This window comes from Gordonia sp. (in: high G+C Gram-positive bacteria) (assembly GCF_049647785.1).
Lineage (GTDB): Bacteria > Actinomycetota > Actinomycetes > Mycobacteriales > Mycobacteriaceae > Gordonia.
On sequence record NZ_JBARYI010000084.1, the window covers coordinates 26,534 to 45,062 of the forward strand.

Consider the following 18,529-nt stretch of genomic DNA (forward strand, 5'->3'; position numbering starts at 1 on the left):
TGTGGTCCTTCCCGCTCAGCGTCCGGTCGACGTGAACGGCAGCAGAGCCACCTCACGCGAGTTCTTCACGGCCACAGCAACGTCGCGCTGGTGCTGTACGCAGTTACCCGTGACGCGACGCGAGCGGATCTTGCCGCGGTCCGAGAGGAAGCGACGCAGAAGCGCGGTGTCCTTGTAGTCGATCTCGACCTTCTTGTTCTTCTTTGTGTCCTTGCAGAAGGTGCAGGCCTTAGCCTTCGTAACCTTCTCCACGCGGGGCTTGCGGCCCTTTTGTTTTGCCATGAATTGCTCCAGTTAATGGTCTCCGGGTAGCTCGCCCGGATCAGAAAGGTGGTTCGTCGTCCCCGCCACCGAAGCCGCCGCCCGCTGCGGGCGCACTGCCCCACGGGTCGTCGGCTGGCGCGTTAGCCGGCTGCTGGGGGCGTCCCTGCGACTGCTGGTTGTTGTAACCGCCGCCGGAGTTTCCGCCACCCTGATTGCCGCTGTTGTACCCGCCGCCACCGCCGCCGCCACCGCGCTGAGTGCGCGTGACATTGGCAGTCGCATAACGGAGCGAAGGACCGATCTCGTCCACTTCGAGCTCCACAACAGTGCGACGCTCACCCTCGCGGGTGTCGTACGACCGTTGCTTGAGCTTGCCTTGCACGATTACGCGAGTGCCCTTCTTGAGGGACTCGGTCACATTCTCTGCGACGTCGCGCCAGATACTGCAGCGGAGGAACAGCGCTTCGCCGTCTTTCCACTCGTTGGTCTGGCGGTCGAAGGTCCGCGGAGTTGAAGCCACCGTGAAGTTGGCGACCGGAGCACCGGAAGCGGTAAACCGCAGTTCCGGGTCGGCCGTCAGGTTTCCGACGACTGTAATGACCGTGTCCGTCATGAGACTCCCCTAATCGTGTTCGAGGAACGCTGCTGGGCGCGCACCTGATGAAGTTGCCTCCACCTTAAAGGTGCCCACCGACAATCCGCAGGCCCTCCTCGAGGCTGTGGATTACTTGCGCAGGACCTTGGTCCGAAGCACCGATTCGTTCAGCTTCAGCTGACGATCGAGCTCGGTCACGGTCGCGGGAGTCGCATTAAGCTGCACGACGGCGTAAATGCCTTCGCTGTGCTTGGCGATCTCGTAGGCAAAGCGGCGCTTGCCCCAGATCTCGACTTCGTCCACCTTGCCGCCATCGTTGCGAACAACGTTGAGGAAAGTATCTAGGGATGGGGCGACGGTGCGTTCGTCCAAGCTCGGATCGAGGATCACCATCAGTTCGTAATGACGCATAAGACCACATCACCTCCTATGGGCTTTCGGCCACGGACGGTCCGTGGCAGGAGGGTCGCCTGCGTCGGCAACCTTTCAAAGGTACATGAGAAGTGACTGACCTGCGAAATCACGACAACCGGGAAGCAATGTCCCGTCAGAAATATCTCAGGGTTACTGCACTAGGCTCTTCGCATGCCTTCGGTCCGCCCCGCCTTCGCCCGCAATCGAATTCACTTCGGGGAGACCGCCCTGATTTTGGTGACTGCAATGCTGCTCACGGTCGCATCTGGCGCCCTATCGTTTGCCAGCAAGACTGGCTGCACTACGCCGAAGGGCGGAGGAAGCCGCGAATGGCTCTTCGCGGGCCCGCACCAGGTGATGTCCTGCTACTCGGATCTGTTCACCATGTGGCACGAGCGCGGGCTATCCGAGCACCTGTTCCCGTACGTGCATGGCGGCATCACGCCTGACGGGCATCTGTTTGGCGGCGTTGTGGAGTACCCGGTCCTGTCGGGGCTCATCATGTGGTTCAGCGGCATCGGCGCCGACAACGACTACGAGTTCCTATGGCACAGTCTCCTGATCTTGATGCCGTTCGCGTTCATCGTGACGATCCTTTTGGCGCTGATGACCCGCTGGTGGGTCATGCTCTGGGCGGCGACGCCACCGCTGGCCCTGTACGCCCTGCACAACTGGGAGTTGCCGGTTGTGTGCGCCGCCGTAGTGGGGATCGCAGTCGTGGCGTGGGGTTGTTCAGCCAGTCCGACAACCGGCCTTCGACGGTGGTCGGTCCGCGCCACCGCGATTGTTGCGGCGATCCCGTTCGCGATCGGGTTTTCGTTAAAGATCTATCCCGGCCTGTTTGTGCTGCCGCTCATGCTCTATGTCCTGACGCGCGGGGAAAAGACCAGGGACCGTCGATCGGGCCTCGACTGGCTCGGTGCCAGCTACGTGGCCCTGTCAGCAATCGTCACCGTGTTGGTGACGCAGGTGCCGTTCATGATTGCCGGGTACGACGGCTGGAAGGCCGCGATCGACTACCAGACCCTGCGACCGGTGGGGCTCTCAACCAACTCCATTTGGTACTGGGGCCTACGACCGCTGCTCGGCGGAATCACCCCGGCCTACACCTCCATCGTCGACACCGCATCACCGCTGTTGATTGTCGCGGCGTTTGCGTTCGCGTGTTTCCTGGGCTGGCGGTCGTACATGCGCGACGGCACCTTCCCGTGGCTGGGCGTCAGTGCGGCGATGCTCGCCGGATTCATGCTGTTCCACAAGGTGCACTCACCGCAGTACACGCTGTGGATCTTGCCGTTCTTCGTGCTACTCCGGGTGCGCTGGTGGCTGATTGCGCTATATCTGCTCGGCGATCTCCTTCTGGACATCACCGTCTTCCACCTGATGATGGAACAGTCCTCGCTGACGAAAACATGGGTCACCGTCGGCCTTAACGTCGCCGTCTGGTCGCACGCAATCATCCTGGCGATCCTCGTCGTGCAGTTTGTGGACGCGCGGCCGCGCGAGCCGCTCGCCTCCTACTTGCGGGCGACGGTGCCGCCAAACGGAGCTCTTACTCGGCTGGCGGCGGCCGATTGGCGGGCAGCGCGCTCCTGGCTCGGTGCCCCCACCCTGGCCAATGAGCATGTCACTCTGCGACCGTTGGCCCTGTCGGACGGGGCGGAGCTCGCGAAAGTCCCGGGCGATCCCGCCCTCTACCGGTGGACTCCGCCGCTGCCGCGGACCACCGAGGCAGCAATCGAGTGGATTCGGCAGGCACTCGCCGATGAGGCGCGCGTACCGTTTGCCGTCATCGACCGTTCGGGCAAACTCGTCGGCACCACGAGCTTCTACGACGTCAACGAGGCCGACTTAACCTTGGCCGTTGGATACACCTACTACTCGCCGGATGCGATGGGCACCACCGTCAATCCGGCGGCCAAACTCCTCCTGTGCGAATACGCGTTCACCACGCGCGGTGCGGTGCGCGTCGTTTGGCATACCCATTCACAAAACGCCCAATCGCGGGCCGCGATCGCCAAGCTCGGTGCCGTTCCCGAAGGTGAACTGCGCAAGCACCGGCGTTTCGGCGACGGATGGCGAACCACCGCCCAGTTCGCGATTGTCGATGACGCGTGGCCCGCCTCTCGGGAGCGTTTGCGCGAGCGTCTGACCGCACTGGCGGCACGCTAACCGGCTGTAGCCCTGGCAGGCGAACGCATCAGGTGGTCGGCCACCGGTTGGTTCTCGTCGGGTTTCACCAACTGCCAGATGACGACGGCGCACAGTCCTACCAGGACCGCCCCCCGCAAAGTGTTGACGACGTAGAAAGCTTCGGGCGGCAACCATTTTCGGTCCGCGTCGAGGAATAGACCCATCCGCGGGATCCAAACGAGAGCGTCGAAGGTCATCCACGCTAGGACCACCCCCGGATAGGGGACGGCGAGGACCGCCAACGGCACCAGCCACAGCGACGACTGCGGCGTCCATTCCTTACCGAACAGCAGGAAGCCAGCGACCAGCAGGAACATCAACTGCGCAACCGTCGGCTCGGTGGAGGCGCGTAGGCCCACGTAGACGACCGTCGCGACCACCGCGATCATCAGCAGGAGCACCAAGCCGGTGATGAGTGCGGATGACGGATTCCATCCGGTGGCCAGGGAGATGAGCCGGTACAGGGTGTCCGGTTCGACACCGCGATTAAGCCACACCCGGTAGGTGGCCATAAACCCGGATGGGTAGGCGATGATGAACGGTACGTTGACGAGCAGCCATGCACCGAAGGCTCCCAGCACGACAGTCGTGAATTGGTACAGGGTTCTCCGTCGGACGCAGAGGACCGCGATTGCTGGCAGCAGCAGTAGCGGATAGACGGCGGCCGCCGCCCCCAGGCCGATGAAGATGCCCGACCACCCCGGTTTGCCGCGGGTCCAGAAGAGGATCGCCAGCGACAACATCGCAATCGCGAGGATGTCGGTTGAGGTGAAAGCGTGGAACAGAAGTAGCGGCGACAGCGCCATCAGCGCACCCAGCCACATGCGCCGCCGGTCCGTCATCATGGTGGCCCAAACGGCGAGCAGCCAGAACAACGACAGCAGCAGTGCCGTGATGTTGAAGTAGTTCACGACATCGAGGTTTTTCGGGAGTCCGACGGCCTCGGCGAACACCCCCCAACCGCGGGCCGCTTGCGCGCTCACATACATGAACATGCCGGTCAGAGCTGGTTCGGTGAGGTAGGTCTTCACCTTTTCGCCGTCAGCACCAGACTGCATCCAAAACGTGCGGTACGGGAATGCCCCACCCGCAAGGTCGTTCGGGGTGAGTTTGTTTTCCTCGTACGACGCGACAATGTCGGAGTAGCACAGGCCGACGAACTGACGTTGGTTGTCCCAGTTGAGGCGCACCTGGCCCGGCGAGTTCTCGACCGGAGCCTGCTGGATGCAGCCCGCTTTGCCAAACCAACTCAACGACAGTCCGACGAGGGCCAGCAGCAGCACCACCCGCAGCGGTGTCCACAGACGGCCGCGTCCGACGGCCGCGTGCAAGCCGACGGGCCCGCCGATCATGCCGCTAGCGGCACCGACCTGCTTGCTCGACCACGACGGCAACATGCGGCCGGTCTCCACCCGAAGATCGTCGGAGAGCGGTTCCGGTGACTCCTGCGCCCGCGGTGAGGTCACTACGTCGTTGGCACCGGTGCCGATGGTGCGAGGGTCGGCTCATCGCTTGGGTTTCGGAAGTTGTTGCCGTTTCCATTCCCGCGGTTGCCGTTACCGCCGGTACCGTCGCCACCGGTACCGTCGCCCCCGTTTCCATTGCCCCCGTTTCCGTTGCCACCGTTGCCGGGTTCACGAGTCGGCGTGTTGTTGTTGCCGCCTTCGTCGCCACCTATCGGAACGGTGATTCCGGGGGCAATCACAATGTCGCCGTTTTCATTGGTACCGGGCAATCGGGGACGCGACGTCTCACGGGTCGACTGGGGTTGGGTCGGCGTGTACGTCACGGGCGGAGGCTCGTACGGGACACCGGCCTGGCCGCCAACGGCTTCCGGAGTCGGGAATTGTTCGATCGGTTCGCCTTCCAGCGCACCGTCCATAGCGGCTTTCCAGATCTGCGCTGGCAGGCCACTGCCGTACACGGAGCCACCGGAGTAGGTCTTCAGCGGCACGCCCTTGTCGGTACCGACCCAAGTCGCAGTCGACAGCTGCGGCGTGTAGCCGGCCATCCATGCGTCCTTGTTGTAGCCGGTGTCGCCGAGCTGAGCGGTGCCGGTCTTCGCAGCCGATGGTCGTGCACCGTAGGTCGAGTCGTACAGCGAGTTGCCGTTGGAGTAACCGGCGATCGGGATCATTGCCGACGTCACGTTGTCTGCGACGGCAGCGGAAATGACCCGCTTGCCCTCGTTCTTTTCACGTTCGTACAGCACCTCGCCGGTCGAGGTCTCAACCTTTTGGATGAAGAACGGGGCGCGGTAGATGCCCGACGCGGCGAGTGTCGCGTACGCCGAAGCCATGTCGAGGACACGCGAGGGGTACTGACCGAGGACGACGCCGCCTTCGGCGTGACCGTTCTTTTCCTGCAGCGTCTTCTCGATGTCACCGAAGCTTTCCGCGATGCCCAGGCGATGGGCGGTATCGGCGACAGCGTCGGCCTGTCCGTTGAGGTCCATCATCAGGCGGTAGAACACCGTGTTGAGGGACATCTTCAGCGCGGTTGCAAGGTTGCATGTGCCGCAGGACTCGCCGTCGGAGTTCTCCACGACGAGGCCGCCGGGTGCCTGGTAGGGCGACGAACTGTAGCGCTGCGACAGCGGGATGTCCTGCTCAAGAGCGGCCACGAGGGCGAAGACCTTGAAGATCGAACCGGTCTGCAAGCCTGCGGAGGCGTAATCCCAGCCGGTACCGTCTTCGCCGCCGTAGTACCCGACAACACCGCCGGTAGCGGGGTCAACGGATACCGAAGCGGTCCGCAGGTTGCTGGGCTCGCCTTCGAGTTTGCTCCGCGAGGCCGACACGAGTGACTTCTGAACCTGGGGATCGATCGAGGTGGTGATCTTGAGCCCGGAGGTCTGCAGTTGCTGTTCGGTAATTCCCACCTTGGGGAGTTCAGCGACCACCTGCCGACGGATCAGCCCGTTGGGGCCTTCTTTGTCGACGCTGGTGTCGTTCTTGGGCTTGACGACCTTCGGGAACTTCTGGGCATCCCGGTCGGCCTTACTGATGGCACCGGTATCGACCATGCCGTTGAGCACGTAGTTCCAGCGCTCGACGGCGAGATCGGGGTTGTCAGCGGGGTCGTAAAGGGACGGCCCGCGGATCACGCCTGCCAGCAATGCCGACTGGGAAACGGTCAGCGACTTGAGCGGCCGGTTGAAGTAGGCCCGTGCTGCGGCGTCGACGCCATAGGCGCCACGGCCGAAGTAGATGGTGTTGAGGTAGGCCGCCATGATGTCTTCTTTGGTCCACTGCCGGGACATCTTGGTGGCGATGGCGAGTTCTTTGAACTTGCGCTGGTAGCTGACTTCGTCGCCGACGATCGCATTCTTGACGTACTGCTGGGTGATCGTCGAACCGCCACCGGCACCGGCACGGTTGAAGACCTTGCCGAGGACAGCGCGGGAGAAGCCGGACGTTGAGAAGCCCGCATTGGAATCGAAGTCCCGGTCTTCTGCAGCCTTGACGGCGTCGATCATCGACTGCGGGATGTCTTCGTATTTGACGTCGGTGCGGTTGCCCTGCGGGGGCACGATCTTCGCGATCGTTCCGCCCTTGCTGTCGGTGATGAGCGCGACCTGGTTTTGCTTGATGTCACCGGGTGACGGCACGTCGACTGTCAGATAGGTGAACAGGAATGCCGTCACTACGCCGATGGCGACCAGCGGTACTGCCCCAGCGAGAAGCCCCAGCACCCATGCCGCGACCTTCGTTGTCGTCGATCTGCCCGACGTCGCAGCACCTTTACTGCTGGTCATCGCTCACCTACTTCTCTGCGTTCGCACGCGGACGAATTATCGTTCTAACTGTGACGCATGGCTGCCCCGCAGCCAACTCTTGTCACTTTCTACTTTGCAACCCGCCGGCTGCGCCTTCGTGCGCCTTCGGGCAATCCGGCAACGTACGACTCGACGAGATAGTTCCATCGACAGGTTCGGCACACTTCGACGATGTGGACCGTGAACTCACCGGCACTGGCGTCGAGGGTATCGATCTCGGCCGCCGAACGCGCTGAGCCACTGACTCGACCCAAATGCTCACCAAACACCCAGGAAACCCTGGTGACCTGCTCTTTTCGGCAGACAGGGCACACTTCCTCGGCGGGAATTCCGTGGAACTTCGCGGCCCGCAGCAGATACGGATCTGCATCGCAGACTTCACTGAGTGCCGTTGACCCGGTCCGGACGCGCGCCAGGCACTCGCGTCGCGCGAGTGCATAGTTCACGATCTGCCGGTGCACGCCCCTCAGCCTAGACGTGCCGCCTGAGGACAGGCCGTGTGATGCAAATCAACCCGCTTCATTACCGACAAGTTCGAAGCAGGTTATATCGATGCGATACATTGAATGCTGCATCAGCAAGTCATAACGGATTCAGATTGGAGGTCGCAGCATGCTTGAAATGGCAATTCTCGGCCTTCTGCTCGAATCACCCATGCACGGCTACGAATTACGCAAGCGACTCACCGGTCTGCTCGGTGCGTTCCGCGCGTTTTCGTACGGCAGCCTGTATCCGACGCTGCGTCGCATGCAGGCCGATGGCTTGATCGTCGAGGATGAGCCGGAAACGCTCACCGGCGCGAAGGTCCGGCGGGCGCGGCGCGTCTACCGACTGACGCCTGCCGGACTCGACCGCTTCTCCGAGTTGGTGGCCGACACCGGTCCGCAAAATTACACGGACGACGGCTTCGGGGTGCACCTCGCGTTTTTCAGCCGCACGCCCGCCGTGGCACGGATGCGGATTCTGGAAGGACGACGCCGCCAGGTGGAGGAACGCCGCGAAGGCCTACGCGAACTGTTGGGTCGCGCGACCCGCAGCAACGACCACTACACCCGGCAGATGCACGAGCTCAGCTTGGAGACCTCCGAACGCGAGGTCCAGTGGCTCAACAAATTGATTGCCGACGAAGCTTCCGGCTCAGTCGGCACCCCAGATTTTCATCCCGCGGAGCCGACCTCGGTCACGCGTGATGAAGCAAGTAAGAACTCGGCGGCACAGCAATCCGCCGTACCGCTGCAACAAGAAGGAGATCCCGACCATGGGTGACACCAACAAAGTGCGCGTGGCCATCGTTGGCGTGGGTAACTGCGCCTCATCCTTGGTTCAGGGCGTTCAGTACTACCAAGATGCCGATGAGAACGCACACGTCCCCGGCCTGATGCACGTCAAGTTCGGCCAGTACCACGTCCGCGACGTCGAGTTCGTCGCTGCATTCGACGTTGACGCCAAGAAGGTCGGCTTCGACCTGTCCGAGGCGATCAACAACAGCGAGAACAACACCATCAAGATCGCTGATGTTCCCCCGCTGAACGTTCCTGTCCAGCGCGGCCACACCCTCGACGGCCTCGGCAAGTACTACCGCGAGACCATCGTCGAAGCTGACGGCGACGGCGTTGACGTCGTCAAGACCCTCAAGGACAACCAGGTTGACGTCCTCGTCAGCTACCTGCCGGTTGGTTCGGAGCAGGCTGATAAGTTCTACGCTCAGTGCGCTATCGACGCCGGTGTCGCGTTCGTCAACGCTCTGCCCGTCTTCATCGCCTCGGACCCCGTGTGGGCCAAGAAGTTCGCCGATGCTGGCGTCCCGATCGTCGGCGACGACATCAAGAGCCAGGTTGGCGCCACCATCACACACCGCGTCATGGCGAAGCTGTTTGAGGATCGCGGCGTCGAACTGGACCGCACCTACCAGCTCAACGTCGGCGGCAACATGGACTTCAAGAACATGCTTGAGCGCGAGCGCCTCGAGTCCAAGAAGGTCTCCAAGACGCAGGCCGTCACCTCGATCCTGGACGGTCCGCTGTCCGGCAAGGTGTACGACAAGAACGTCCACATCGGCCCGTCGGACTACGTCCAGTGGCTCGATGACCGCAAGTGGGCCTACGTCCGCCTCGAAGGTCGTGCGTTCGGCGACGTGCCGTTGAACCTGGAATACAAGCTTGAGGTTTGGGACTCCCCGAACTCGGCAGGCATCATCATCGACGCTGTTCGCGCCGCGAAGATCGCCCTGGACCGCGGCCTCGGTGGCCCGATCCTCCCGGCCTCGGCCTACCTGATGAAGAGCCCGCCGGAGCAGATCGCCGACGACATCGCTCGTCAGCAGCTCGAAGCCTTCATCATCGGTGCCGACTAGTCGTCACTGCTTGAGCCAATAACGCCCGCCCCGGTTTCCGGGGCGGGCGTTATTTGTCTTCGACTGTCACCGATTGGTGGCCAGCGGCTGCGGTGGCGGCACAAACTGCGCACCGCTGCCGCGCTCTTCCTCCTGAAGTCCGACGATGGTCTGCCAGGTGGCGAGCGCAAAGATCAGCCCGAGGACCACTGCGGGCAGGTAAAGGCCCGGCCCCACCCCCAGCGACAGGTCACTGGGGTCCAGCGATTCGGTCGGCGCCGACGGGGTATCGAACTCGCCGGATCCGCTTATCGCCATTGACGGGTTCAGCGCGGTGAATGTCAACGCGACGAGCGCACCGAGGCTGAGCAGCGATAGGAAGGCCATCACCCGGGTATCCACACGGCGCCAGGCTTGCATGGCACCAATGGCGATGGCGAGAGCAAGCGTGATCGGGAGCAGTCCCGCCGCGAAGTACGACGACCCGATGAAGTCAAAAACATTCAGCGAGACTTCGGCACCACCACCGCCCGGGCAATACTCCTGGTACACCTCGCACATGTGCTTCCAATGCTCGGCAGGCGACTCCCCGTCCGCTTCCACCAGCATCCGAAAGAAGTAGCGGCCGCTCATGATCGTCAGCATTCGTTCACTGACAGTGATGGTGATCCATGGGAGAAAGCTCAGGCCCAGCCCGATCGCTCCCAAGGCGGCGACTGCGGCCGAGATGATCCGTCCGCGGTTCACGATTGTCCCGGGTATCCGCCCGGAGCGCCGGGACCGGCCGACGGCGCGCCCGGACGGGACGTTCCTAGCTGTGTCTGGTCAAAAGCGTCCGGGCCAGCGGACGGGATGAAAGCGGTCGGTGCCGTGAACTGGCCACCCTGCGGCGGCATCGGCACAAACCCGGACTGCGGCCCCTGCGGCGGGATCGGCGCCCTCATCGGGTGCGCGAGACCCGGAGCAGCAGTCGTGCTGCGCAGGTAGATGAAGCCTGCCGCGGCCGAGGCAATGAAGCCAAAGACAACGGCAATAATCAGGCCGGCACCGGGGCCGATGTTGACCACGCGATCGACGAGTTGATTGACCGACGACACGTCCAAGTCGTCCAAGTCGCGCTGTGCTTCACGCCTGAGGTCGCCGGTCAGTTCGACGCCGGGCAACGGATTCGCAAACATCAACACCAGGCCGAGCAGGGTTGCGGCAATCGCACTGATCGCCGAAACAAGGGTGCCTTGCCGACGCCCCAGCAATCCGGGAACTGCGGTCAAGGCCGCAACGAGCATCAGGATCGGCACGGCCAAGGCAACCACCGGCGCATTAAACGGCACCACCGAGTAAAAGCCGATGCCGACGTTGACGGTGCCGTCAACGCTGTCGTCGACCTTGCCCGGGTCGACGGTGACCGAGTACAGGTCGAGCAGCGAACAGAACAGCACAACGATTCCCGCGACCACCGTGATGGCCGATGCGATCCGACCAAGGTCCAGCGGTGTCGCGGGCTGCGCAAACGCCGGAGGCGGACCTGCTGGCGCAAATCCCGGCTGTGGGCCGGGACCCATCGGACCTACCCCGGGCGGCGGCTGCATTGGCCCGCTCGGCTGTTGGTTGTACGGATTCATCCTTGCCTACCCCAGTTCTTTCACGTTCGGTTTTGACCCCCGTTGGGCCCCACGCTCGCTGCCGGTAATCGTGACATCGAAAGGTGCGCGATCAGGCTATGTCACGCTGTGTTGCCATGCCGCCTGCACCTCCCAAGTTCATTCGTGCGGATGGATTCACAGGTGTTGGCGATTTGCGAACTTTCCACAATGGTGTCGTCTAGCCTTCGCCTCATGGCAAATGAGAACACGTTCCGGTCCATCCCCGTTGTTGTCTGGGGAACCGGGAATGTGGGGCGGGCATCGATTCGGGCGGTGGCGGCTCATCCTCAATTGACTCTGTCGTCGGTGATCGTGCACGATCCCGCCAAGGTGGGTCGAGATGCGGGCGACCTCGCCGACCTGGGGCGACCGCTCGGCATCAACGCCACCGACGATATCGACGCAGCCCTGGCTACTCTCAGCGGCAGCGGTGCCGTCGCCTACGCCGCGTCCGGGGAACTGCGGCCAGACGATGCCGTAGCCGACATCGCCCGGGCACTGGCGCTAGGTGCCGTCGTGGTGACGCCGTCGGTCTACGCGCTCTACGACCATCGCAGTGCACCCGCCGAGATGCGCGCCCCAATCGAGAAGGCCTGCGCCACGGGCGAGAGCGCGCTTTTCGTCAGCGGAATTGACCCGGGGTGGGGCAACGACCTGCTTCCGGCACTGGTCAGCGGCCTCGCATCGGAGATCGACCAGGTGCGCTGCCAGGAAATTTTCGACTACTCCACCTACGACGCCGAGGACTCGGTTCGCTACATCGTGGGCATGGGCCAGCCCATGGACTACGCCCCGCCGATGGTCGCCGAGGGTGTCCCCTCCATGGTGTGGGGTGGCCAGATCCGGCTCATCGCCCGCGCGCTCGGGGTGGAGCTCGACGAGGTGCGCGAAACGTCGCAGCGACGGCCACTCGACGCGACGGTCACCACCGCGCTTGGCGATTTCGAAGCTGGCACCCAAGGTGCCCTGCGCTTTGAGGTTCAGGGCATCGTCGACGGCGAGCCCAAGATCGTCGCCGAACACGTCACGCGAATCAGCGCCGACTGCGCCGTCGACTGGCCAATGCCACCGGACGGCGGCGACGGTGCCCACCGCGTCATCATTGAGGGCCGCCCGCGCATCGAGATCAATGTTGAGGCCACGGACGAGGGAGGCAACCGCTCGGCTGGCGGCAATGCGACGGCAGCGAACCGGCTCGTCAACGCCATCCCGTGGCTCCGCAACGCGGATCCTGGAATGTACGACGGCCTCGAGGTGCCCCTCCTACCGTCCACTTACCTAAGCAATAAGGAGGCGTGATGTTCCTCGACATCCCCGATGGCAAAGATCCCATTCAATACGTGTGGGGTGAGATGGTTCCCGGCATCGGCCCCGCCGCGGCCAAACTCTCGCTCAGCGTGTACTCGGACAGCACCCTCGGACTCCGCGAATTTGAGGCAGCCCGCCTGCGCATTGCCCAAATCAACGGTTGCCTCTTCTGCCAGGACTGGCGCACCGAGCGAGAGGGTCAGAAGGTCGAGGACACCTTCCACAGCGCGGTCGAACAATGGCGAACCACCGCGGACCTCGACGATCGGGCTCGCCTGGCCGCCGAGTACGCCGAACTGTACGCGACCGACCACCACAGCATCGACGACGCATTTTGGGAACGCATGCGGCGCCATTACACCGACAAGGAGATCGTCGAACTCTCGATGTGCCTCGGTTCGTGGCTTGCTTTCGGCCGCCTAAACCGCGTGCTCGGCCTCGACTCGGTCTGCGTGTTGCCGAGTCACATGGGTCAGGGCTGACGCCCCGCTCACCACGCAGCCACCCGCGGGGCATTCGCGAGGTGATCGCCAATTCGTGGATCGAGACTCGCGGCCATTTCGCGTTGTCGCGCCAGAATTACTCTGCCGTCCCCGCCGACCAGGATGGGAGGCGGAGACAATGGCAGAACCGCACTGCCAAGCAAAGTCGCGGCACCGCCTAGGGATTCGGCGAGATCGCCCGACCGGTCGGTGGCCGACGGCTGCGAAACCGACGTCGGATCGAATGGCACAAAGTCATCGACGCCGCCATCCGAGCTTCCATAAACGCCGACGTTAATCGCCGACTCAATCAAGTCAGCCATCAGAGCCTTGGACCCCAGCTTGTAGGCGGTGAGAAAAGTCCATGTCAGCCGATGGTCCAGCTTTTGAGTCCACTCTGCCCGACGTCGCGCGTCGACATATTGAAAGCGCTGATAGTCAGCGGCGATCAACGCCGAGATTGCGGTATCGACGGCTTCTGCGGCCAGGGTCGGTTGTGCCGCGGGTTCAGCCGTCGCTTGCAGGAAAAGTCGCTTCACCCGATTCCACTGCAGGTTCGCCAATTGGTGAAACTGCCCGCTGTCGTACAACCCTTTCGCCGCGCTCTTAAAGGCGTCGTCGGACGCACCGAATGCACCTCGCAACGAATACGAAAACGCCAGGTTGTAGTCGCAGGCGGCCGCCTTCTCGGGATGACCACCCTCGAGGAAGCGCGACCGAGCCTCCTTCATCAAGGCCTCGCCACGATCAGCCTGACCAGAGTAGATCAGAACCAAACCCAGGTTCATCCGCGATTCGAGAGCCTCGTCAACCGACCCATACTGTTCGGCATCGCGAAGCGACCGCTCCAACAACGGCAACGCCAGGTGCGGCCGGCCGGTTTCGACATACAGCCCAGCCAGCGACTGATCGCACGATCGCTTTCCCAGGCTGCCCGCCCCGTGCGCGCCTACCCCCGTCGCTCCGGCACTCTCTGTGACGGCACTTTCTGCGACGAACCATGCGGAAAGTTCCTTCAATTGCTTCTCGGCGAGCTCCGGACGGCCAGACATGCGGTAAACATTCGACAGATTGACCATTGCTTCTGCGGCTTCGTTTGGCTGTGCCCGGTCTCGATAGACGTCGATCGCATCGCCCAGCGCGTCTTCGGCGGCCGCGTACTCCCCCAGCTGCAGGGCCAGCGCTCCAAAAGTGTTAGCCGCGTCGGCGAATTGTTCCATCTCCCGCAGTTCGAGGAATTCCTCGGCGGCGACGCTAAACGCGTCGAACGCCGTGTCCAAGTCGCTGGCCTGGTAGGCGACCGTGCCGATCGACACAGCGCACTTAGCTGCCTCCGCAGCATCAAACTCCTCGTAGGCTTCTCGTGCGGTCAGCAGGATGTCGATGACGACTTCACTGTCCACAATCCCGGCAATGTGCTCGGCCAAGGCCCAATGAGCATCGGCGATCTGGCGTGGATCACCCGATTCGACGGTCGCCACAGCCCGCGCGTCAAGCTCATCGAGGGTATTGCTCCAGGCCTCGACTTCGCGATCCTCCTCATCCTCAGTCATCGCTGTCTCCTGCTCCATGTGGTCGGTGCAGCGGACGCGGTGGACAGGCGTGGCACGCCATCGCCGCCCACGTCAGCGGTGATGTTGCGGGCCCCGGATCCAACTGCCACTGTGCGAACTTCGATCGCTGCCAGTCGTTGAGCGCACGGACCGGATCCGCGGCCCGGTGGGTCGCGTCGACACCGAGGGCGAGTTCGGTGGTGGGGCCGGGCGCACTATCGAGGCCGCAGTAAACACGGAAGGCTTCGTCCGACGGCAGCATCCATCGCGACGTGGTGACGATCTCTGCGCCAGCATTGAAGATGGCCATCACCAGCCCGAAGGTTTCCGAGCTTCGGTAATCGGCACCGCCCTCACAGGCGATCAGCGCCACGCGCGGCGGCATCGGCCAGAGGCTGCGTCCGGTGCGATTGGGTTCGACGGGGCTTCGGTCTGCCGGCCCAAGTTCCGGTGACGCAGTACCCAGCAGAAGATCCAGCGCAGAGAACGGCAAATGGGCGCTATTCATCACGGTTGCATAGCCCCACTCGGCCGCGTCGTCGGTGAGATGCATTGCCGCCGAACCCGGTTCGTCGAGTGTCGAGGAAATGTGACCGACGTACAGCAGCCTGCTCGGCTTGGCTACGAGATCGTCGCTCAGTTCCCACCGGCCGACGATCCGGCCGACACCGGAGTTCGCCGTATGCGGAAGCCCCGCAATATATTTGCTGAGCACCGCCGCGTTGACAGCGCCTGGACGCTGCCAATCGAGGACCTGTCCCAAACCCGAACCAGCTGGCAGTCGTGGGTCGACGATGTAGGCGACGGGACGCGAAGCGACCGCGTCGGTCCACGCCTCGGGAATCCGGGCCCGCCCGGCATGAATTGCGGCGGGTGGCTCGTAGCTGATGTCCGCGAATTCGATCAGTCGTCGAGAATCTCCAATGACCGCCAGTTCCAAGGGCATTCGTGCCAGAGTGCGGCTCGGCGTGATCCGAACCGTTACCGAACCCCGCCGTGAACGCTCAACGATCGCGGTGCGGACGACGGCCGGGAACACGGCTCGGCCAATCGCCTCGTTCAGCGCGTACTCGCTGAGTTTCCGAGTGAACGGCCCGGTTAGTGCGCTGGCGATCGCCAGCGATCCATCGCCACTGTCACTGCCCGGCAAAGCCCTGTCCAACTGCGCCACGAGTCGCCTAAGCTCGACATCTCGAATCGCGTGCACTTCCGGATGCTGGGGATCGTCGAGCCATCGGAACGAGATATACGTCGCGGGTTCGGTGTCAACAGCGCGGATCAGCAGCACGGAATGGGCGGTTGGTTCCGGCATTCGCATGAGCTAGGTGTCTCCTGCCAGGACAAGTTCGGCAAGGGTCGGGGCAAACGGCCCCACGATCACTGGCGGCGCCCCGGTCGTGTCAGCGAATCTGACCAGGGCGTCGAGATACGCCGCGAGGTCATTGGCGTTAGCTGACCCCCGAGATCGGCGGACCAACTGACGGGTCAGCGCGACCGCCGATTCGGCAGCATCGCGCGCCTCCCGGTGCGCGGCGTCGGCACGTTCCTGGGTTTCGGTCAGGAACACATCACGACTGCTTATCCCGGTGTTGGCCTGCAGCGCGCCCGCCACGCGACGCTGCGTCCACGCGTATCGGCAATACCGATCGATGCGGGTCAGGGCCGCGCCAACCGGGTCTAGGCGCAGGGCCTCCAGGTTGGTTCCGGAGCCGACCAGCGAGCAGCGCAGCGAGGCGATTGGCGCGTCGCCGACGTCTAGTTCCGCGACGATCCGACCATCGACGACAGTCGTGGGTGCGTACGCAAGGAGATCGCCGGTACTTGCCTCGGCCGCGACCGCGAATACGCTCAGCGTCTCGACCGAATCGGTGTTGGCGTCGTCGCGGATGTCGGCGGCCACTTCGATTACTGCGGGTTTGATGGTCTCCACCTGCAATTCCGGCACCTCGACGCCGACGAACTTAAGCAGTCGCGGTGGAAGAACCCGCAGATCAACGGGGAAAGCCAGCCGGACCTCAGCTAAACCCAGGTGCAGCGAATCAATCGTGTTGTAGAAGAGGTTGGACCCCTGCTCGGCCCCTAGTATCTGTACCCACTCCGCATCATGCCGCGAAAGGAGCGGAGTGAGGTCTCGAGTAATCCGCTGTCGCGTCGCGTCCGATATCGATCCCGGCGGTGCCGCCGCGACAATTTCGGCGAGACGCTCGACGGGCGGGCCCGTGATGCTCTCAAGGGTGAATTGTTCGACGAGCCGTTCGGCGACCGCGCTCGAGAGCGCATAGAGCTCGGTTGCCGACTCCGCATCTCCTGCCGCTAACGCGCCACCGGCATGGTCGAGGAGAACCACTCCTTCGTCGAGATCGCCGAGGTGAATAGCGTCGACAACGCGCACCCCCGCAGCTACCGAGAGTGCCTCCGCCAGTACGGGAGTCGAGATGATATCGCCGTCGGCCGCGGCGGCCAGCTGGGAAATCACCGTCGGGTCAGCGAACCATTGCGCTGTCGCGGCGAGAGCCGTCGAACTCGGCGCGGCGAGGTCGACGACAACGTCGGGAAAGGCCCCGTCGACCGTCAGCAAAACCCCGTTTACCTCAAAGGGAACGGGGCCCAGCACCACGGCGGTATCGGCACGCCAGGAGATGCTGCCATCCGCGCGCACGCTCACGACACCGCTCATGACCGCATCGCCCGGTTGGTCGCGGTTCGCAACAGGAGCATGACATCCATTGCAGCTTGTGCAGCCGCGACTGACCGGCCATGGGTCGGTCGGCGCTCACGCCAAGCCTTCTCGATGTAGGCGGTCACTTCGTCGACGTTCTCCAATTCGAGCGCCTTCCCCGACAGGAGTTCAATCGCCATCGCGGCCTCCCACGACAGTTGGTTGTTCAGCTGCTGCCGCGGATCTGTGTTGATCAGTTCGATCGTGCGCGTCACCAGATCGTCGAGACCAGCTGGATCTGCATCAGGCGGAAGGTCCATCCGGTCATCGGAGTGTCCAGCACCGTCCTGGTTCATAACAAACGGTGACTCTCTTTTCCGTTTGGCTTGTTGGCTGCGCCATTCGTCGATCCGAACGGCAGTGAGCCGCAACCGCAGAAAGTGTTCGGTGCCATCGAGTTGCCTGCCGCTGGCGAGGCGATTGAGATAGGTCCGGAGAACACTCTCGTAAGCCTGCGACAGGTACTTCTGCTGGTAGCGATGTTGTTTGACGAGGTCGTTGAGGACCGGATCTAAGAATGCAACGGCCTGCTGCCGGTTGGCTTCGCGCTGTTCGTCCGTCAACGCGATCCTTTGCGCTGCGCCGTACTCTTCGATGGCTCGACGCTGCTGGCAGCGCATCAGCTCAGTCTGATCGTCGGAGCCTGATCCCTGGGGCCGATTCCCGGCGCGAAGAATTGTCTCCCCCAGTTTGCTGACGAACCCATCGAGCGCGGTTTGCTGATCGCACCGGTGGCGTGTTTGTGGCCGGCGGAGGAAGTCGTCAGCCGATGCGGCGGACCGTAAGACGGGGTCGTCACCGCGGGTCATTCCCACGCGAACGCGCGTTGCTCCGTAGCGCTGTGCTTCTCGGATTGCCGATGTGACCGGATTACTTAGGCCGCCGGGTCGGAAAACGGCGAGGCTCTTGACCCACCCAGCCGAGTACCGGCTCAGCGGCTCCACCAATTCGCCGCACACGATTTCCGCCTCGTCGATGATCCGATAGTCGGCGACGACGACTTTCGGTTTAGCCAGCAGCGCACCCGCGGTCGGCGAATAGCGACGACTGAACCACTCCGCGCCGATTACTGCGGTCGACCATGCATTCATGTCGTTTGCTAGGCACTTGGAGTCCGGCTTTGGTAGTCGCATTTGGTCGCGCCAGCTCTTCAGGAAAGCCGCGCGGTCAATGCCGGACTCGGGTGCCACGATGGTCGGTCTGTCGTCGCTGGGTTCCGGAAGTACCGGTGGCACAAGCTGTTTCACC

The 18,529-nt window shown here is 63.2% G+C and carries 17 protein-coding genes; 5 read left to right on the plus strand and 12 right to left on the minus strand.

What is annotated here, in order from left to right; translation table 11 throughout:
* Positions 1-15: 15 nt before the first annotated feature.
* The 3 genes from rpsR to rpsF all read right to left on the minus strand — a co-directional run bounded on the left by rpsR (position 16) and on the right by rpsF (position 1,270).
* Positions 16-282 carry a 30S ribosomal protein S18 gene (gene rpsR / locus WBA38_RS14735; RefSeq protein ID WP_290851906.1) on the minus strand — a complete coding sequence of 89 codons (267 nt, stop codon included), beginning with the start codon at positions 280-282 and terminating at the stop codon, positions 16-18.
* A 40-nt stretch (positions 283-322) separates the two neighbouring features.
* The gene (locus WBA38_RS14740; protein ID WP_424323004.1) at positions 323-877 is read right to left on the minus strand and encodes a single-stranded DNA-binding protein; all 555 of its coding nucleotides are present in this window, start codon (positions 875-877) and stop codon (positions 323-325) included.
* 111 nt (positions 878-988) lie between these two features.
* Positions 989-1,270, minus strand: a complete 282-nt coding sequence (gene rpsF, locus WBA38_RS14745; protein WP_424293188.1) for a 30S ribosomal protein S6 — start codon at positions 1,268-1,270, stop codon at positions 989-991.
* 174 nt (positions 1,271-1,444) lie between these two features.
* Between rpsF and WBA38_RS14750 the strand changes: the two genes are divergently transcribed.
* Positions 1,445-3,445 (plus strand): GNAT family N-acetyltransferase, encoded by a 2,001-nt coding sequence (locus WBA38_RS14750; RefSeq protein WP_424323005.1) that lies wholly within the window; start codon positions 1,445-1,447, stop codon positions 3,443-3,445.
* Here WBA38_RS14750 and WBA38_RS14755 read toward each other — a convergent pair.
* The 3 genes from WBA38_RS14755 to WBA38_RS14765 all read right to left on the minus strand — a co-directional run bounded on the left by WBA38_RS14755 (position 3,442) and on the right by WBA38_RS14765 (position 7,705).
* On the minus strand, positions 3,442-4,932 hold the full coding sequence (locus WBA38_RS14755; RefSeq protein ID WP_424323006.1) for a glycosyltransferase family 87 protein: 1,491 nt from the start codon (positions 4,930-4,932) through the stop codon (positions 3,442-3,444). The two genes, WBA38_RS14750 and WBA38_RS14755, sit on opposite strands and share 4 nt — an antisense overlap.
* The gene (locus WBA38_RS14760; protein ID WP_424323007.1) at positions 4,932-7,223 is read right to left on the minus strand and encodes a transglycosylase domain-containing protein; all 2,292 of its coding nucleotides are present in this window, start codon (positions 7,221-7,223) and stop codon (positions 4,932-4,934) included. Before WBA38_RS14760 ends, WBA38_RS14755 begins: the two co-directional genes overlap by 1 nt.
* A gap of 89 nt (positions 7,224-7,312) precedes the next feature.
* Complete coding sequence (locus WBA38_RS14765) at positions 7,313-7,705, minus strand: DUF5318 family protein (RefSeq protein WP_424293184.1); 393 nt, start codon at positions 7,703-7,705, stop codon at positions 7,313-7,315.
* A gap of 151 nt (positions 7,706-7,856) precedes the next feature.
* Between WBA38_RS14765 and WBA38_RS14770 the strand changes: the two genes are divergently transcribed.
* Both WBA38_RS14770 and WBA38_RS14775 read left to right on the plus strand, forming a co-directional pair.
* Positions 7,857-8,510 (plus strand): PadR family transcriptional regulator, encoded by a 654-nt coding sequence (locus WBA38_RS14770; protein ID WP_424293183.1) that lies wholly within the window; start codon positions 7,857-7,859, stop codon positions 8,508-8,510.
* A complete protein-coding gene (locus WBA38_RS14775; protein WP_424323008.1) occupies positions 8,503-9,597 on the plus strand; it encodes an inositol-3-phosphate synthase in 1,095 nt (364 codons plus the stop codon). Before WBA38_RS14770 ends, WBA38_RS14775 begins: the two co-directional genes overlap by 8 nt.
* 66 nt (positions 9,598-9,663) lie before the next feature.
* Here the strand turns inward: WBA38_RS14775 and WBA38_RS14780 are convergent, their stop codons facing one another.
* Entirely contained in the window at positions 9,664-10,323 is a 660-nt protein-coding gene (locus WBA38_RS14780) for a hypothetical protein (RefSeq protein ID WP_424294334.1), read from the minus strand.
* Positions 10,320-11,138 carry a hypothetical protein gene (locus WBA38_RS14785; protein WP_424294333.1) on the minus strand — a complete coding sequence of 273 codons (819 nt, stop codon included), beginning with the start codon at positions 11,136-11,138 and terminating at the stop codon, positions 10,320-10,322. Before WBA38_RS14785 ends, WBA38_RS14780 begins: the two co-directional genes overlap by 4 nt.
* A 273-nt stretch (positions 11,139-11,411) precedes the next feature.
* Between WBA38_RS14785 and WBA38_RS14790 the strand changes: the two genes are divergently transcribed.
* Both WBA38_RS14790 and WBA38_RS14795 read left to right on the plus strand, forming a co-directional pair.
* Positions 11,412-12,518, plus strand: a complete 1,107-nt coding sequence (locus WBA38_RS14790) for a dihydrodipicolinate reductase (RefSeq protein WP_424323009.1) — start codon at positions 11,412-11,414, stop codon at positions 12,516-12,518.
* Positions 12,518-13,009, plus strand: a complete 492-nt coding sequence (locus tag WBA38_RS14795) for a carboxymuconolactone decarboxylase family protein (protein ID WP_424294852.1) — start codon at positions 12,518-12,520, stop codon at positions 13,007-13,009. The genes WBA38_RS14790 and WBA38_RS14795 overlap by 1 nt, the downstream gene beginning before the upstream one ends.
* 8 nt (positions 13,010-13,017) lie before the next feature.
* Here WBA38_RS14795 and WBA38_RS14800 read toward each other — a convergent pair whose 3' ends face one another.
* Genes WBA38_RS14800 through WBA38_RS14815 form a run of 4 tightly spaced genes read right to left on the minus strand, consistent with a single transcriptional unit; the run spans position 13,018 to position 18,528 of the window.
* The gene (locus tag WBA38_RS14800; RefSeq protein ID WP_424323010.1) at positions 13,018-14,562 is read right to left on the minus strand and encodes a tetratricopeptide repeat protein; all 1,545 of its coding nucleotides are present in this window, start codon (positions 14,560-14,562) and stop codon (positions 13,018-13,020) included.
* Complete coding sequence (locus WBA38_RS14805) at positions 14,555-15,880, minus strand: hypothetical protein (protein WP_424323011.1); 1,326 nt, start codon at positions 15,878-15,880, stop codon at positions 14,555-14,557. Before WBA38_RS14805 ends, WBA38_RS14800 begins: the two co-directional genes overlap by 8 nt.
* 3 nt (positions 15,881-15,883) lie before the next feature.
* Positions 15,884-17,239 (minus strand): hypothetical protein, encoded by a 1,356-nt coding sequence (locus tag WBA38_RS14810; protein ID WP_424323012.1) that lies wholly within the window; start codon positions 17,237-17,239, stop codon positions 15,884-15,886.
* Complete coding sequence (locus WBA38_RS14815) at positions 17,236-18,528, minus strand: hypothetical protein (RefSeq protein ID WP_424323013.1); 1,293 nt, start codon at positions 18,526-18,528, stop codon at positions 17,236-17,238. Before WBA38_RS14815 ends, WBA38_RS14810 begins: the two co-directional genes overlap by 4 nt.
* Position 18,529 lies beyond the last annotated feature (1 nt).

Excerpts from the sequence above, each read along its gene's own strand:
- rpsR (WP_290851906.1), bottom strand. The coding sequence starts at position 282 with ATGGCAAAACAAAAGGGCCGCAAGCCCCGCGTGGAGAAGGTTACGAAG.
- WBA38_RS14740 (WP_424323004.1), bottom strand. The coding sequence starts at position 877 with ATGACGGACACGGTCATTACAGTCGTCGGAAACCTGACGGCCGACCCG.
- rpsF (WP_424293188.1), bottom strand. The coding sequence starts at position 1,270 with ATGCGTCATTACGAACTGATGGTGATCCTCGATCCGAGCTTGGACGAA.
- WBA38_RS14750 (WP_424323005.1), top strand. The coding sequence starts at position 1,445 with ATGCCTTCGGTCCGCCCCGCCTTCGCCCGCAATCGAATTCACTTCGGG.
- WBA38_RS14760 (WP_424323007.1), bottom strand. The coding sequence starts at position 7,223 with ATGACCAGCAGTAAAGGTGCTGCGACGTCGGGCAGATCGACGACAACG.
- WBA38_RS14770 (WP_424293183.1), top strand. The coding sequence starts at position 7,857 with ATGCTTGAAATGGCAATTCTCGGCCTTCTGCTCGAATCACCCATGCAC.
- WBA38_RS14775 (WP_424323008.1), top strand. The coding sequence starts at position 8,503 with ATGGGTGACACCAACAAAGTGCGCGTGGCCATCGTTGGCGTGGGTAAC.
- WBA38_RS14785 (WP_424294333.1), bottom strand. The coding sequence starts at position 11,138 with ATGGGTCCCGGCCCACAGCCGGGATTTGCGCCAGCAGGTCCGCCTCCG.
- WBA38_RS14790 (WP_424323009.1), top strand. The coding sequence starts at position 11,412 with ATGGCAAATGAGAACACGTTCCGGTCCATCCCCGTTGTTGTCTGGGGA.
- WBA38_RS14795 (WP_424294852.1), top strand. The coding sequence starts at position 12,518 with ATGTTCCTCGACATCCCCGATGGCAAAGATCCCATTCAATACGTGTGG.
- WBA38_RS14800 (WP_424323010.1), bottom strand. The coding sequence starts at position 14,562 with ATGACTGAGGATGAGGAGGATCGCGAAGTCGAGGCCTGGAGCAATACC.
- WBA38_RS14805 (WP_424323011.1), bottom strand. The coding sequence starts at position 15,880 with ATGCGAATGCCGGAACCAACCGCCCATTCCGTGCTGCTGATCCGCGCT.
- WBA38_RS14810 (WP_424323012.1), bottom strand. The coding sequence starts at position 17,239 with ATGAGCGGTGTCGTGAGCGTGCGCGCGGATGGCAGCATCTCCTGGCGT.